This window comes from Sphingomonas sp. Root241 (assembly GCF_001428865.1).
GTDB lineage: Bacteria > Pseudomonadota > Alphaproteobacteria > Sphingomonadales > Sphingomonadaceae > Sphingomonas.
This window is the reverse complement of sequence record NZ_LMIV01000001.1, coordinates 325562-339875: the sequence shown is the minus strand read 5'-3', so window position 1 is coordinate 339875 and position 14314 is coordinate 325562. Positions and strand designations below refer to the sequence as shown.

Genomic DNA, 14314 nt, shown 5'->3' with positions numbered 1-14314 from the left:
GATGGGTCGAACCGCGTTCAAAAGATTCCATCGCATGCCCGTTGACGAATCCGCTCGGCCTGCGCATATCCCCGGTCGTTAGCACTCGCCAAATGTGAGTGCTAAAACTTGTTCAATCTGACAAAGGATCGCAGCGCAATGAACTTCCGTCCGTTGCATGACCGCGTGCTCGTCCGCCGCGTCGAAGCCGAGGAAAAGACCGCCGGCGGGATCATCATCCCCGACACCGCCAAGGAAAAGCCGCAGGAAGGCGAAGTCGTCGCCGCCGGCACCGGCGCCAAGAGCGAGGACGGCAAGATCACGCCGCTCGACGTCAAGGCCGGCGACCGCATCCTGTTCGGCAAATGGTCGGGCACCGAGGTCAAGGTCAATGGTGAGGATCTCCTCATCATGAAGGAATCCGACATCCTCGGGATCGTCGGCTGAACCCTTCGTTCGCCTAACCTTCACCAATTTTCCAATTCGAAAGGGTAGCCAACATGGCAGCCAAGGACGTTAAATTCAGCCGCGACGCACGTGAGCGCATCCTGCGCGGCGTCGATATCCTCGCCGACGCCGTCAAGGTGACCTTGGGCCCCAAGGGCCGCAACGTCGTCATCGACAAGTCGTTCGGCGCACCGCGCATCACCAAGGACGGCGTCACCGTCGCCAAGGAAATCGAACTCAAGGACAAGTTCGAGAACATGGGCGCGCAGATGATCCGCGAAGTCGCGTCGAAGACGAACGACCTCGCCGGTGACGGCACCACCACCGCCACCGTCCTCGCCCAGGCGATCGTCCGCGAGGGCATGAAGTCGGTCGCGGCCGGCATGAACCCGATGGACCTCAAGCGCGGTATCGACCTCGCGGTCACCAAGGTCGTCGAAGACATCAAGGCGCGCTCGAAGCCGGTCGCCGGCACCAACGAGATCGCCCAGGTCGGCATCATCTCGGCCAACGGCGACACCGTCGTCGGCGAGAAGATCGCCGAAGCGATGGACAAGGTCGGCAAGGAAGGCGTGATCACCGTCGAAGAGGCGAAGGGTCTCGAATTCGAGCTCGACGTCGTCGAGGGCATGCAGTTCGATCGCGGCTACCTGTCGCCTTACTTCATCACCAACCCGGACAAGATGACGGTCGAATTGAACGATCCGTACATCCTGATCCACGAGAAGAAGCTGTCGAACCTGCAGGCGATGCTCCCGATCCTGGAAGCGGTCGTCCAGTCGGGCCGTCCGCTGCTGATCATCGCCGAGGACATCGAGGGCGAGGCGCTTGCCACGCTCGTCGTCAACAAGCTGCGCGGCGGCCTCAAGGTCGCGGCCGTCAAGGCGCCGGGCTTCGGCGATCGCCGCAAGGCGATGCTGGAAGACATCGCGATCCTCACCAAGGGCGAAGTCATCTCGGAAGACCTCGGCATCAAGCTCGAGAGCGTCACGCTCGGCATGCTCGGCACCGCCAAGCGCGTCTCGATCGACAAGGACAATACCACCATCGTCGACGGTGCGGGTGAAGCCGATGCGATCAAGGGCCGCACCGACGCGATCCGCCAGCAGATCGAGAACACCACCAGCGATTACGACCGTGAGAAGCTCCAGGAGCGTCTCGCCAAGCTCGCCGGCGGCGTTGCCGTGATCAAGGTCGGCGGCGCTTCGGAAGTCGAGGTCAAGGAGCGCAAGGACCGCGTCGACGACGCGCTGCACGCAACCCGCGCAGCCGTCGAGGAAGGCATCGTCCCCGGCGGCGGCACGGCTCTGCTGTATGCCACCAAGGCGATCGAAGGCCTCAAGGGCGCCAATGACGACCAGACCCGCGGCATCGACATCATCCGCAAGGCGCTCTACGCGCCGGTCCGCCAGATCGCGCAGAATGCCGGTCATGACGGTGCGGTGATCTCGGGCAAGCTGCTCGACGGCAACGATCCGAACCTCGGTTTCAACGCCCAGACCGACGTCTACGAGAACCTGGTTGCGGCCGGCGTGATCGATCCGACCAAGGTCGTCCGCACCGCGCTGCAGGATGCGGCCTCGGTCGCCGGCCTGCTCATCACCACCGAAGCGGCGGTGAGCGAGCTGCCGGAAGACAAGCCCGCCATGCCCATGGGCGGCGGCGGCGGCATGGGCGGCATGGGCGGCATGGACTTCTAAGTCCTACCGTTCTTCCGAACTACGCGAAGGGCCGGGGAAACCCGGCCCTTCTGCTTTTCCGGGCGGTTTTTGCGACGAAGGCGGCCCACGGGTCTTGACCCGGGGCGCCGGATCATGAACTCCGAATGACAAAATCATGAAAGGGTTCGCGTACGTGTTCAGTTGGTTCGCCGGACGGTTGCGTTGCGTCGGTGGCAAGCATGATCGCTCGGAAAAGCACATCGAGCGCGCAGGAAACGACGATCGTTTCGTCAGCAAATGCCGCTTCTGCGGGACCCCGATGCGTCGCCGCGCCAAGCGCGACTGGGTGGTGATATCACGCGCCGAATATCGCGATGTTCGCCGCGACGCCGCCGGCCGGAGTGTGTTGGCCCCCTAAACCAACAAAGCGCTTTCCTCGCGCCCGAAAGCACGACAGATTGCCGGCTTCCAAACCAGCGCCGTGCCTACCGGCGCCCTCTTCGGGGAAGCCTTTGATGACCGAATTGACTCGCCGCGATGCGCTGGCCGCAGGTGTGCTCGCGACTCTCGCCACGTCGGTGCCCGCCTGGGCGCAGAATGCCGCGCAGGCCGCCGGCGCCGCCGCATGGGACCTGACCGAGATCTACCCGAACGATGCCGCCTGGGATGCGGCGCGCAAGGGGGCGCTGGCGGCACTTCCTGCAATCGCCAAATATAAAGGCCGGTTGGGCGAGAGCGCCGCGACGCTCGCCGAAGCGCTGACTCTCCAGTCCGATCTCGGCAAGACGATCGGCCGGGTCTACACTTATGTCAGCCTGAAGAGCGACGAGGACGTCCGCGTCGCCGCGTGGCAGGAGAAGCAGGCGCAGGCGATCGACCTGTACACGGCGTTCGGCGAAGCGACCGCGTGGTTCGCGCCCGAGATCCTGACGATCGACAAGGCGAAGATCCAGGGCTTCATCGCCGCCGATCCGGCGCTCAAGACGCGCTTCGACTTCTACCTCGCCAATATCGTCCGCCAGGCCGAACACACGCTCTCGCCCGAAGGCGAGGCGCTCCTCGCGAGCGCGACCGCGCCGCTGCAGGCGCCCGGCGACATCTCCGGCCAGCTCCGCTCGTCGGACATTCCGTGGCCGACGATCAAGCTATCCGACGGCAAGCAGGTCCGGCTCGACAGCCAGGGCTATACGCTCAACCGCGACGCGCCCAACCGCGCCGATCGCAAGGCGGTGTTCGACGCCTTCTGGGGCGCGCACGGCAAGTTCCAGAACTCGTTCGGCGCGACCTACAACGCCAAGGTCAAGGGCGACATCTTCTACGCCAAGGCGCGCAAATACCCGACCTCGCTCGCTGCCGCGCTCTCCGGCAACAACGTGCCGGAGGCGGTGTATCGCACCCTGGTCGCCGAGACGAACAAGGGCCTGCCGCAGCTGCACCGCTATTTCGAGCTGCGCCGTCGCATGCTCGAGCTCCCCGACATCGCTTATTACGACATCTATCCGCCCTTGGTGTCGCTCGACCGCAACTTCACGCTCGACCAGATGCGCACGCTGACGCTCGAGGCGGTCAAGCCGCTCGGCCCCGATTACCAGGCACGCATCGCCAAGGCGACCGCGGCGAAGTGGATGGATCCGTGGCCGCGCGAGGGCAAACGGCCCGGCGCGTACATGAACCCCGGCGCGTACGAGGTGCATCCCTATCTGCTGCTCAACCTCAGCGAGAAATATGACGGGCTGAGCACCTATGCGCACGAATGGGGCCATGCGCTGCACTCGCTGCTCGCCAATGCCGCGCAGCCTTATGAAAAGGCCGATTACCCGATCTTCCTCGCCGAGATCGCCTCGACCGCCAACGAGCAGTTGCTGGTCGCGTACATGCTGAAGAACGCCAAGACCAAGGAGGAGAAGCTCTTCTATCTCGGCCAGCAGATGGAGAATTTCCGCGGCACCTTCTATCGCCAGACGATGTTCGCCGAGTTCGAGCTGAAGGCGCACGATCTGGCCGAGGCGGGCGAAGGCCTGTCGGGCAAGAAGTTCACCGACGTGTATTTCGACCTGCTGAAGCGCTATCACGGACCCAAGATGGGCCTGGATCCGGCTTACGGGAACGAATGGGCGTTCATCCCGCACTTCTACAACAGCTTCTACGTCTATCAGTACGCAACCTGCATCGCGGCGGCGACCTACTTCGCGCAGGCGATCCTGAAGGGCGGCGCGAAGGAGCGCGACAATTATCTGTCGGTGCTGAAGGCCGGCGGTTCGGACTATCCGGTCGACATCCTGAAGCGCGCCGGGCTCGATATGGCGTCGCCGGCGCCGTATCAGGCGCTGGTCGCGACGTTCAAGGACACGCTCGACCAGGCCGAGGCGTTGCTGGCCTGACGATAGGGCGAGCGCGGCCGGACGCCGCGCTCGCCGGCCGTCACTGCTTCATCGCCTCGATGATCTTCCTGATGTCCTGGCTGCGCCCGCGCGGGAGGACGAGAACGTCGTCCCCCGCCGCGACCACGATCAGATCGCGCACGCCGACCAATGCTATGCGCTTGCCCGCTTCGCTGCGGACGAGGCAGTTCTCCGCGTCGATCAGGACGACATCGCCGCGGCTGACATTGCCTTGTCCATCGCATTCGCTGATCGCGTGGAGCGCATCCCAGCTGCCGACGTCGCTCCACCCCATCGCGACCGGAACCACCGCCACGCGCGGCGCCTTCTCCATCACCGCATAGTCGATCGAATCCGAGGGGGACTGCGCGAATTCCCCGGCATCGGGCCAGACGCGCTTGCCCTCGCGGCGCGCCTTTTCCATCGCCCGCTGCGCCGCCACCAGCATGGTGGGCGCGAAGACGCTCAGCGCGCCCAGATACATGTCGGCGCGGAACAGGAAGATGCCGCCGTTCCAGGCGTGATCGCCCGAGGCGAGCATCGCTTCCGCCTTGTCGCGCGGCGGCTTCTCCACGAAGCGATCGACGCGGTGTACGCCTTCGCCAAGCGCCTCGCCGACCTTGATCCAGCCATAGCCGGTCTCGGGCGCGTCCGGTGCGATCCCGAAGGTGACCAGCCACCCTTCCTGCACGAGCGGCAGCGCCGCGTGGATCGCCGCATGGAATGCGTCGACATCGGCGATGACATGGTCCGACGGCATCACGAGAATGGGATCGCTCCCGCCCCCAGCGGCGATCGCGGCGAGCGCGATGGCCGGCGCGGTATTGCGCCCCATCGGCTCGAGGATCAACGCCTGCGCCCTGGCCTCGACAGCGGCGAGTTGTTCTTCGACCTGATCGGCATGGAAGGCGTTCGCGACGACGATCGGGCCGGCGAAACGCTCGCCCGTCGTGCGTCGCGCGGTCAATTGCAGCATCGTCTCCTCGGCGGTCAGCGGCAGCAGCTGCTTGGGCTGTTCCGGGCGCGACAACGGCCACAGCCGCGTCCCCGATCCCCCCGACAGGATCACGGGAATGATCGGCTTGGCTTCCGGCATGACGAATGGCTCCCTGATTAGGCTGTAGATATAGGTACTTGCCCCGAGAAACTAAACGATGCCCGGCCGAAACGGTTGCCTGTCCCGTTGCTGTTTCCGACACTTTCGCACGTACGGCAACGCGTGTCGGATTTGTTTACACTTAGCCGATAGTGCTGGGCGCACCATGATCCGCCTGTTCAAGCATTACGTGCCCAATGCCGTGCTGCTGCTCGGCCTGCTGGACATCGTCCTGCTGGTAGCGGCAGGCGAGCTCGGCTGGATCCTGCGCGCGCATCAAGTCGGCATGGCCGCCTTGCCGATGACCACGCGCGCGCCCCAATTGCTCGGCTATGCCGCCTTTATAGAAGTCGCGATGATCGCCGTCGGCGTCTATGGCGCCGATGCGCTCCAGTCGCTGCGCTACGCCATGGCGCGCCTGATCGTGGCGATCTCGCTGGGCGTGATTGGCCTCAGCGTCCTCTATTTCATGATCCCCCAGATCAGTTTCTGGCGCTCCAACCTGTTGTACGCGATGGGCCTGTCGGTCGTGCTGCTGATCTTCCTGCGCGTCCTGCTCGGCAAGACCCTGGGAAGCCAGGCGTTCAAGCGGCGCATCGTCGTGCTGGGAGCGGGCCCGCGCGCCGCGCGCCTGAAGGTGCTTTCCAAGGCGCCCGGCGCCGGCTTCGCCGTCGTCGGCTATGTCTCGATGAGCGAGGCCAATCGCGTGATCCCGGAGGCGATCGCGCGCGATGCCATCTACAATCTCGCCGACCACGTCGTGCTGCTCAACGCCAGCGAAGTCGTGCTCGCACTCGAGGAGCGGCGCAACGCGCTCCCGCTCAAGGACCTGCTGCGGGTCAAGACCACCGGTGTTCACGTCAACGAGATCTCGACTTTCCTCGAGCGCGAGACCGGCCGCGTCGACCTCGACAGCGTCAATCCGAGCTGGCTGATCTTCTCGGACGGCTTTTCCTCGGGCCGAATGGTATCGAGCGCCTTCAAGCGGCTGTTCGATATCGGCGCCAGCCTGTTGCTGTTGGTCCTGACGCTTCCGCTCGTGCTGGTCACCGCGATCGCGATTCGGTTCGAGAGCAAGGGCCCGGCCTTTTATCGCCAACGCCGCGTCGGACTCTACGGCGTCGGCTTCGACGTCATCAAACTGCGTTCGATGCGCCAGGACGCCGAGGTCGGCGGCAAAGCGGTCTGGGCCGAGAAGGACGATCCGCGCATCACCCGGATCGGCCGAGTCATCCGCAAGCTGCGCATCGACGAGCTGCCGCAATGCTGGAGTGTGCTCAAGGGCGAGATGAGCTTCGTCGGCCCGCGCCCGGAACGCCCGCAATTCGTCGAGGATCTCGAGCAGAAGCTGCCTTATTATGCCGAGCGCCACATGGTGAAGCCGGGCATCACGGGATGGGCGCAGATCAATTATCCCTATGGCGCCTCGATCGAGGATTCGCGCCAGAAGCTCGAATACGACCTGTTCTACGCCAAGAACTATTCGCCCTTCCTCGATCTGCTGATCCTGCTCCAGACGATCCGCGTCGTATTGTTCCCCGCGGGCGCACGCTGATGACCGCGACGCTGATCCTGTGGAGCCACGCGCTGGCCGCCTTGCTCTTCGGCGGTGTCGCATTGTGGACGGCCCGTGCCCCGACGAGCGGCTCGCCGCGCCGCGCCCTGACATTGGCGTTGGCGCTGACGTCGCTCTGGGCGCTGGCAGTCGCCGGGATCGGTGCCGGCGAGATGGTGACGCGGATCGTCGAGACGCTCCGGAACCTTGCGTGGCTCGGCTTCATGATCACGCTGCACCGGCGCGACGCCAACGATCGTCCGCCGCTCGCGCTTGGCACCGTCTATGGGGTGGTCGCGCTCGTCAGCGTATGCGCATTGGTGTTTCACATCGCCGCGAATGTCGACGCGTCCGTTGCCGCCGAGCAGATCGCCAGCACGGCGCTGCTGCTCCGCATGCTGGTCGCCGTTGCCGCCCTGGTGCTGGCGCAGGCGCTTTATTCGGCACTCAATCCTTCGGCGGGAGGCGGGCTGCGTTGGATCGTGATTGCACTGGCCGGCATGTGGATCGCCGAATTCGCATTGTGCTGTACCGAATATGTCGGTGCCGAGCCGCACGCGCAATCGATCGCGGCGCGCGGCGTGGCGATGATCGCGGTGGCGCTCGCAATGGTCACTGCGCTCCAGCGCAAGGGCGATCTGGATGTCCAGGTTTCGCGCACGGTTGCCTATCAATCGCTGTCGTTGGTCGCGATCGGCGCCTATTTCGCATTGCTCGCGCTCGCGACCAGCGCGATCGCCACGATCGGCGGCGAGAATGCGCGGATATTCCAGACGGCGTTCGTGCTCGGCTCGACCGCCGCGATCCTCACTCTCGTCTCGAATGGGTGGCTCCGCGCCTGGACCAAGGTCAAGCTGGCGAAGCATCTCTTCCGCCATCGCTATGATTATCGCGCCGAATGGATGCGCTTTACCGAGACGTTGGGCGCGCCCGACGGCGCCGCGCCACTCGACGAACGGATCGTCAAGGCGATCGCCGACCTGACCGAATCCCCGGCCGGCCTTTTGCTCGTGCCCGACGGCGTCGGGCTCGGCCCCGGCGCCAGCTGGAACTGGGATCGCGGATCGTTCCCCGTCGCCAGCGATGCGCCGCTCGCCGACCATCTCGCCGCCACGGGGCGGATCATCGAACTCGACGGCATCCGCGGCGACTCGTCCCCTCCCGACGCCGCACCGATACCGCGATGGATGCTCGACATGGCCGATGCCTGGGTGCTGGTGCCGCTGCCCCATCTGGGCAATCTCGCCGGCGCGATCCTGCTCGCCCGCCCGCCGCTCGACCGCGCGCTGGACTGGGAGGACTTCGATCTGCTCAAGGTCGCAGGCCGACAGGTGGCGAGCTATCTCGCCGAGGCACGTGCGCAGGAGGCGCTCGCCGACGCGCAGCGCTTCGACGAATTCAACCGACGTTTCGCATTCATCCTCCACGACATCAAGAATCTGGTGAGCCAGCTCACCCTCACCGCGCGCAACGCAGAGCGGCATGCCGACAAGCCCGAATTCCGGGCGGACATGGTGGCGACGCTCAAGGACTCGGCGGAGCGGATGAACGCATTGCTGGCCCGGCTCTCGCAGCATCATCGCGGGCGAAGCGAGGCGCCGCACGCGATCGAGGTTCAGCCTGTGGTCCGTCGCGCGGCGACTGCGCGCGCGCGGCAGCATCCGGTGCATATTTCAGGCGTTTCAAATGCGATAGCGCACGCCGACCCCATGGGTCTGGAGCAGCTGCTGAACCATCTCGTCCAGAACGCAATCGAGGCGAGCGCAGCCGATGCGCCGGTGACGATCCTGGTCGGCGCCGATGGACTCAATGTTACCATCGACGTGATCGATCAGGGCTGCGGCATGTCTCCGGCCTTCGTGCGCGACAAATTGTTCAAGCCCTTCGTCTCCTCCAAGTCCGGCGGCTTCGGCATCGGCGCGTTCGAGGCGCGCCAGATCGCCGCGGCGATGGGCGGGCGGATCGAAGTCATGTCGCGCGAGGGGCACGGTACCCGCTTCCGCGTGGTGCTCAAGGCCGCACACGCCGCCGATCTCCGCCAGGAGCGCGCCGCATGACCGAGCTCAAGAAGCTGCTGATCGTCGAGGACGATGCCGGTCTCCAGCGCCAATTGCGCTGGGCCTATGAAGGCTATGAGATCCACACCGCCGCCAATCGCGAGGAGGCGATCACCGTCATCCGCGCCGAGGAGCCGCAGGTGGTGACGCTCGATCTCGGCCTGCCGCCCGATTCGGACGGGACGACCGAAGGCTTCGCGACGCTGGAGACGATCCTCCAGCTCCGCCCCGACACCAAGGTGATCGTCGCGTCCGGGCATGGCGCGCATGAATCCATGCTCAGGGCGATCTCGCTCGGCGCATGGGATTTCTACCAGAAGCCGATCGATATCGACGCACTGGGGCTGATCGTCGCGCGCGCCTTCCATGTCCATGCACTGGAAGCCGAGAATCGCCGCCTCGCCGACCGTGCCGAGGCCGGCGCGGTGCTGGGAGGCATGATCACCGGCGCGCCCGAGATGCTCAAGGTGACGCGCACGATCGAACGCGTCGCCGGCGCCGACGTATCGGTGATGCTGCTCGGGGCGAGCGGGACCGGCAAGGAACTGCTTGCGCGCGGACTCCATGATGCGAGCCCCCGCAAGAAGGGTGCGTTCGTCGCGATCAACTGTGCGGCGATCCCTGAGACCCTGCTCGAAAGCGAGCTGTTCGGGCACGAAAAGGGCGCCTTCACCGGGGCCGTGAAGACCACCGAAGGCAAGATTGAGCTAGCGCAGGGCGGCACGCTGTTCCTCGACGAGATCGGCGACGTGCCCCTGCCCTTGCAGGTGAAGCTGCTGCGCTTCCTGCAGGAGCGCGTGATCGAGCGGATCGGCAGCCGCAAGCCGATCCCGGTCGACACCCGCGTCGTATGCGCGACACATCAGGATCTCGACGCGATGGTCGCCGAAGGGCGCTTCCGCGAAGATCTCTACTACCGCCTCGCCGAAATCGTCATCCGCATCCCATCGCTCGCCGAGCGCCCAGGCGACGCAGGGCTGCTCGCGCGGCATTTCCTCACCAAATATGCGACTGCGATGCAGACGGGAGTACGCAGCTTCGCGCCCGACGCATTGGCTGCGATCGATGCCTGGAACTGGCCGGGCAATGTCCGCGAACTCGAGAACCGAGTGAAGCGCGCGACGATCATGGCCGAGGGAAAGATCGTCACCGCCGCCGATCTCGACCTCGAGGACAAGGCCGATCCGATCCCGATCAACCTCAAGGCCGCACGCGAGCTGGCCGACCGCAAGGCGATCCGCCACGCGCTGGCCCGCGCCGAAGGCAATATCTCGGGCACCGCGCGGCTGCTCGGGATCAGCCGCCCGACCCTCTATGACCTGATGAAGGCCTATGACCTCCAGCCGTAAGCGCTCCCGCTCCGCCCGGCGCAAGCCTATGCTCCGCCGCCTGATCGTGATCGGCGGCGCGCTTGGCGCATTCGCATTGGTGCTCGCGGCATGGTTCATGACGGCGTCGACGCGGTTGAACCCCGCGGCCGCGCAGGAAGCCGTGGAGCGCAGCGGCAAGCTGCTCGCGGCGCATAATGCCACTGCGGCGCGCGAAGCGGCACTCGCCGCCGTCCGCGCCGACCCCGGCAATGCCCAGGCGCATCTCACGCTCGCCAAGGCGATGCTCGCGCTCGACGACGGCGTAGGCGCCGAAGCCGAATTGCAGCGCGCGATCGACGCCGGCTACAAGCCCCGGCAGGTCGCGCACCTGCGTGCGCACGCGCTGCTGCTTCAGGGCCAGGAAGAAAAGGCGCTCGCCGAAGCGAGCAAGGCCGCCCCGGAAGATCGCGCTTATGCATTGCGTATCCGGGCGCGGGCACTGGCTTTGTCGGGCAAGCTGGCCGCCGCCTTTGCGGCGATGGAAGAAGCGGCCCGGATCACTCCGCGCGATGCCGATGTCTGGGTCGATATGGGCCGGCTCGAGCTCACCGCCGGCGACGTGCTGGGCGCAATCCAGGCTTCCGAGCAGGCGGTGAAGCTCGACGGCGGCAATCTCGACGCGCTGATGCTGCGCGGCGAAATGGTGCGCAGCCAGTTCGGGCTGGTCGCGGCGCTGCCCTGGTTCGAGGCGGCGCTGAAGCGCGATCCGAACGACCATGACGCATTGATCGAATATGCGGCGACCCTGGGCGATGCCGGTCGGACGCTGGATTCGCTCGCCGCAACCCGGCGCGCATTGGCGGTACGGCCCGGCAGTGCCCAGGCGCTATATCTGCAAGCGGTGATCGCCGCACGGGCCGGAAATGGCGACCTGGCGCGCGGGCTGATCGAGCATGCGGGGGGCGGGCTTGCCCAGGTCCCCGCGGCTCTGCTGCTCGGCGGCGCGCTCGACATCGAAGCGGCCGATTACGAGCAGGCGATGGAGAAGTTGAAGCCGCTGGTCGCCAACCAGCCGATGAACATCGCGGCCCGGAAACTGCTCGCCGTCGCACTGCTGCGCACCGACAGCGCGCGCAATGCGATCGACTTGCTGCGCCCGGTAATCGTGCGCGGCGATGCCGACAGCTATTCGCTGACCCTGGCGGCGCGCGGCTTCGAGCGGATCGGCGACCGCGCGGCTGCGGCGAAATTGCTCGATCGCGCCGCATGGCCGGAGCAGGGCAATGCGAACGCGTTCAGCGCCGACGACAGCATCGCGGTGCTTGCCGCCGACGCGGCACAGCGGCCGGGCGATCCCGCTGCATTGGTGCCGCTGATCCGCGCGCTGATCGGCCAGAGCGACAAAGCGGGGGCGCTCGCCAAGGCGCAGGACATCGCCGCGCACAACCCCGGCGTGCCTGCCGCGCATCTGCTCGTCGGCGACACGTTGATGCTGATGAATCGCCCCGCCGATGCGGCCACGGCCTATCGGCGGGCCGCCGACCTTCGCTTCGACGAGCCGGTAATGCTGCGGTTGATAGAGTCGCTCGACCGCGCCGACCAGCGCGCCGACGCCGCCAAGGTGCTGGCGCTGTTCCTGTCGCAGAACCCGGTGAACGTCGCCGCCTTGCGCCTCTCGGGGCGCTGGCAGCTCGCGGCGGGCGACACTGAGACGGCGATCGACACCTTCGAACTGCTGCGCGCCCGGATCGGCGACGGCGACGCCGCGCTCAATGCCGATCTGGCGATGGCATATGCGGGTGCCGACGAAGTCGAGGCAGCCGCGGATTTCGGCGAGGCGGCGTACGCGCTGGCGCCGTCGAACCCGGTGGCGGCCGATGCCTATGGCTGGGCGCTGTATCGGGGTGGCGACGCGCACGCCGCAGTCGAATTGCTGCAAAAGGCCGTGGTGTTGGCGCCGCATCATGCGGGCCTGCGCTGGCATCTGGCGCAGGTCTATGCCGATCTCGGGCGCAACCCGGAGGCGCGGGCGCAGGCGCAGGCGGCCTTGGCCGATCCCTGGTTTGGCGAACGGGCCGCGGCGACGGCGATGGCGGCGCAGTCTTGATCCAGCGCTGAAACCAGGAGGGCCGGCCCCGCGCGAGCGGCTTTCGCGCAGGACGATTCTCAGCTTCCGGCGGAAGGCAATCTCTCGAAGGCAGCTTCCACCAATGATTTCCAGGCAAGCTTCACGCTTCGCGGAAGCTGTCGCTTACGCACGCCGTCCGCAAACAGCGACAAGCCCCCCGCACTCGAAACCTCGACCGCAAGGGAAGATTCCACCTCCGGAGCGCTCCAGACGATCCGCCCACGGCCAGCCCGACCGCCGATCGCTCCCGAAGGATAGGGATAAGGCTCTGACGCGCTCGTACTGTTGACCGCACTGGGCTCCGGCATGAAGCTCGTGCCGGACGCTCCGCTCCGCAGGCTCCTCACCCGGTGGCTCAACTTGACCACTATATCGGGCGTCTGCCCAGGTACGGCCAGACGATATCCTTTTTTCTCCAGCTCCGCGGTGGAGAGCTCCGCGATCTGATCGAATGCCCCTCCACTGCGCGCATCGTCCGCTCCGACAATGGCGAAGGTCCGAAGATCCGATACCGTGGCTAGGTGCCGGCTTGGCTCCTGGGCCACACAGGGCGCCGAAACAAATGCCGCCGCGCACAGAATTGCAATCCGCATCACCTTGCCCGGAAGCATGTCGGTTCTCCTGCATTGCATGGCCGCTGCTTCGCTCTTCATCGGCTATTGTAGAAGCAACATGCCATTGGCGCCGAACGAGTCAAGCGCGGGCCTGCGTTTCTGCAACCGCCGACCAGCAGCGTTGGGCCGCTCGATACCTCCAGAAATGAGAGAGGCCGCCGGGCCCCATCAGGGACCCGGCGACCTCCGACATGGTCAGCGGTCGGAGCGTTCCAACCCGGGAGACCATGCGGGCCGCTATGCCGAGGGCTGGCGAGCGTTGTTTGGAGGAGAATACCTCCCGCTTGCCCTACGGACGGAGGACTTCCGTCCGCGCCTTCAGCTCAGCGGCGCGTCTCCCGAACGAACTGAACCGACCCCATTGCTGAACCATGAGACATCGGATCACCTCCTTTCGCAAGTTGAAGAACGAGCGTGGCTTGCCGCCACGGACGAATCTTGAATCATCGCGAGTCGCAGAACAAGTCTTGTAATGCATTGCAGATGGTGCGATTCTCAAAGGTCTGTGGTTCGCCGCACGCGCGTCGCGATGCGACTCAACCGCGACAATCCTCCGCCACGCGCAGGATTTCGGCCCAGGCGGGCACGACCAGCGTCGGCGCCCCACCGCCCTGCACCACGAAACGCCCGCGGCTATAGCCCATTGCGTCGATCAGCATGTCGCGCGCGGCGAGATCGGCGGCCGCGCCCGTCGTGACGGGGCTGACGGGGAGCGTCCGGGCAATGCTGGTAGTGCGGACGATGAGCGCCGCCGCCGAGACCAGACCGGTACGGGTCAGGACGATGCGGCTGCGGGCACGATCGCAGCGAAGCGTGAGTTCGGCGGGTGCGCCCGACAGGCCGAACGACGCGATGCTACCCTGCGTGTCGGCACGATAGCTCCAGGTGCCCGGCGTCAGCGGCCAATCGCGCCAATCCGCGCTGGCCGGCGGCGGGGGTGGTGTGGGGGTGGGAGTCGGCACGGGCGCGGGCCTGGGAGCGGCGACCGGCGGCGCGGGCCGGGGCGCGGGCTGGCTGGGGGCAACGCAGCCCGTGAGCGACAAGGCCCCGGCGGATACGCTGGCGAACACGGAGGAGCGACGCATG

General features: G+C 66.2%; 11 protein-coding genes. 8 read left to right on the top strand and 3 right to left on the bottom strand.

What is annotated here, in order from left to right:
• Window positions 1–138 precede the first annotated feature (138 nt).
• From groES to pepF, 4 genes are all read left to right on the top strand, one after another.
• A complete protein-coding gene (groES, locus tag ASE13_RS01710) occupies window positions 139–426 on the top strand; it encodes a co-chaperone GroES (RefSeq protein ID WP_056610562.1) in 288 nt (95 codons plus the stop codon).
• A gap of 53 nt (window positions 427–479) precedes the next feature.
• Window positions 480–2126, top strand: coding sequence for a chaperonin GroEL (gene groL / locus ASE13_RS01705; protein WP_056610559.1), 1647 nt, complete (start codon window positions 480–482; stop codon window positions 2124–2126).
• Window positions 2127–2262: 136 nt separating this feature from the next.
• Entirely contained in the window at window positions 2263–2505 is a 243-nt protein-coding gene (locus ASE13_RS01700) for a hypothetical protein (protein ID WP_056610556.1), read from the top strand.
• Between the two features lie 97 nt (window positions 2506–2602).
• Window positions 2603–4468, top strand: coding sequence for an oligoendopeptidase F (pepF, locus tag ASE13_RS01695; protein WP_056610551.1), 1866 nt, complete (start codon window positions 2603–2605; stop codon window positions 4466–4468).
• A 40-nt stretch (window positions 4469–4508) separates the two neighbouring features.
• On the opposite strand, the gene ASE13_RS01690 is transcribed toward pepF, so the two are convergent.
• The gene (locus tag ASE13_RS01690; protein ID WP_082596320.1) at window positions 4509–5564 is read right to left on the bottom strand and encodes a mannose-1-phosphate guanylyltransferase/mannose-6-phosphate isomerase; all 1056 of its coding nucleotides are present in this window, start codon (window positions 5562–5564) and stop codon (window positions 4509–4511) included.
• 166 nt (window positions 5565–5730) lie between these two features.
• Between ASE13_RS01690 and ASE13_RS01685 the strand changes: the two genes are divergently transcribed.
• The 4 genes from ASE13_RS01685 to ASE13_RS01670 are packed head-to-tail and all read left to right on the top strand — an operon-like array spanning window position 5731 to window position 12593.
• Window positions 5731–7119, top strand: a complete 1389-nt coding sequence (locus tag ASE13_RS01685) for a TIGR03013 family XrtA/PEP-CTERM system glycosyltransferase (RefSeq protein WP_056610549.1) — start codon at window positions 5731–5733, stop codon at window positions 7117–7119.
• Window positions 7119–9176 (top strand): XrtA/PEP-CTERM system histidine kinase PrsK, encoded by a 2058-nt coding sequence (gene prsK, locus ASE13_RS01680; protein WP_056610546.1) that lies wholly within the window; start codon window positions 7119–7121, stop codon window positions 9174–9176. The genes ASE13_RS01685 and prsK overlap by 1 nt, the downstream gene beginning before the upstream one ends.
• Window positions 9173–10525: a PEP-CTERM-box response regulator transcription factor gene (prsR, locus tag ASE13_RS01675; protein ID WP_056610543.1), complete on the top strand. Its 1353-nt coding sequence runs from the start codon at window positions 9173–9175 to the stop codon at window positions 10523–10525. The genes prsK and prsR overlap by 4 nt, the downstream gene beginning before the upstream one ends.
• Window positions 10526–10553: 28 nt before the next feature.
• Window positions 10554–12593 carry a tetratricopeptide repeat protein gene (locus ASE13_RS01670; protein WP_056610541.1) on the top strand — a complete coding sequence of 680 codons (2040 nt, stop codon included), beginning with the start codon at window positions 10554–10556 and terminating at the stop codon, window positions 12591–12593.
• A 59-nt stretch (window positions 12594–12652) separates the two neighbouring features.
• Here the strand turns inward: ASE13_RS01670 and ASE13_RS01665 are convergent, their stop codons facing one another.
• On the bottom strand, window positions 12653–13267 hold the full coding sequence (locus tag ASE13_RS01665) for a hypothetical protein (protein ID WP_056610537.1): 615 nt from the start codon (window positions 13265–13267) through the stop codon (window positions 12653–12655).
• Window positions 13268–13764: 497 nt separating this feature from the next.
• Window positions 13765–14313: a hypothetical protein gene (locus ASE13_RS01660; RefSeq protein WP_056610534.1), complete on the bottom strand. Its 549-nt coding sequence runs from the start codon at window positions 14311–14313 to the stop codon at window positions 13765–13767.
• Window position 14314: the final 1 nt, after the last annotated feature.

What these genes read in the sequence shown, in the direction of transcription:
- prsR (WP_056610543.1), top strand. Translation starts at nt 9,173, where the DNA reads ATGACCGAGCTCAAGAAGCTGCTGATCGTCGAGGACGATGCCGGTCTC.
- ASE13_RS01670 (WP_056610541.1), top strand. Translation starts at nt 10,554, where the DNA reads ATGCTCCGCCGCCTGATCGTGATCGGCGGCGCGCTTGGCGCATTCGCA.
- ASE13_RS01660 (WP_056610534.1), bottom strand. Translation starts at nt 14,313, where the DNA reads ATGCGTCGCTCCTCCGTGTTCGCCAGCGTATCCGCCGGGGCCTTGTCG.
- pepF (WP_056610551.1), top strand. Translation starts at nt 2,603, where the DNA reads ATGACCGAATTGACTCGCCGCGATGCGCTGGCCGCAGGTGTGCTCGCG.
- ASE13_RS01690 (WP_082596320.1), bottom strand. Translation starts at nt 5,564, where the DNA reads ATGCCGGAAGCCAAGCCGATCATTCCCGTGATCCTGTCGGGGGGATCG.
- prsK (WP_056610546.1), top strand. Translation starts at nt 7,119, where the DNA reads ATGACCGCGACGCTGATCCTGTGGAGCCACGCGCTGGCCGCCTTGCTC.
- ASE13_RS01665 (WP_056610537.1), bottom strand. Translation starts at nt 13,267, where the DNA reads ATGAAGAGCGAAGCAGCGGCCATGCAATGCAGGAGAACCGACATGCTT.
- groES (WP_056610562.1), top strand. Translation starts at nt 139, where the DNA reads ATGAACTTCCGTCCGTTGCATGACCGCGTGCTCGTCCGCCGCGTCGAA.
- ASE13_RS01685 (WP_056610549.1), top strand. Translation starts at nt 5,731, where the DNA reads ATGATCCGCCTGTTCAAGCATTACGTGCCCAATGCCGTGCTGCTGCTC.
- ASE13_RS01700 (WP_056610556.1), top strand. Translation starts at nt 2,263, where the DNA reads ATGAAAGGGTTCGCGTACGTGTTCAGTTGGTTCGCCGGACGGTTGCGT.
- groL (WP_056610559.1), top strand. Translation starts at nt 480, where the DNA reads ATGGCAGCCAAGGACGTTAAATTCAGCCGCGACGCACGTGAGCGCATC.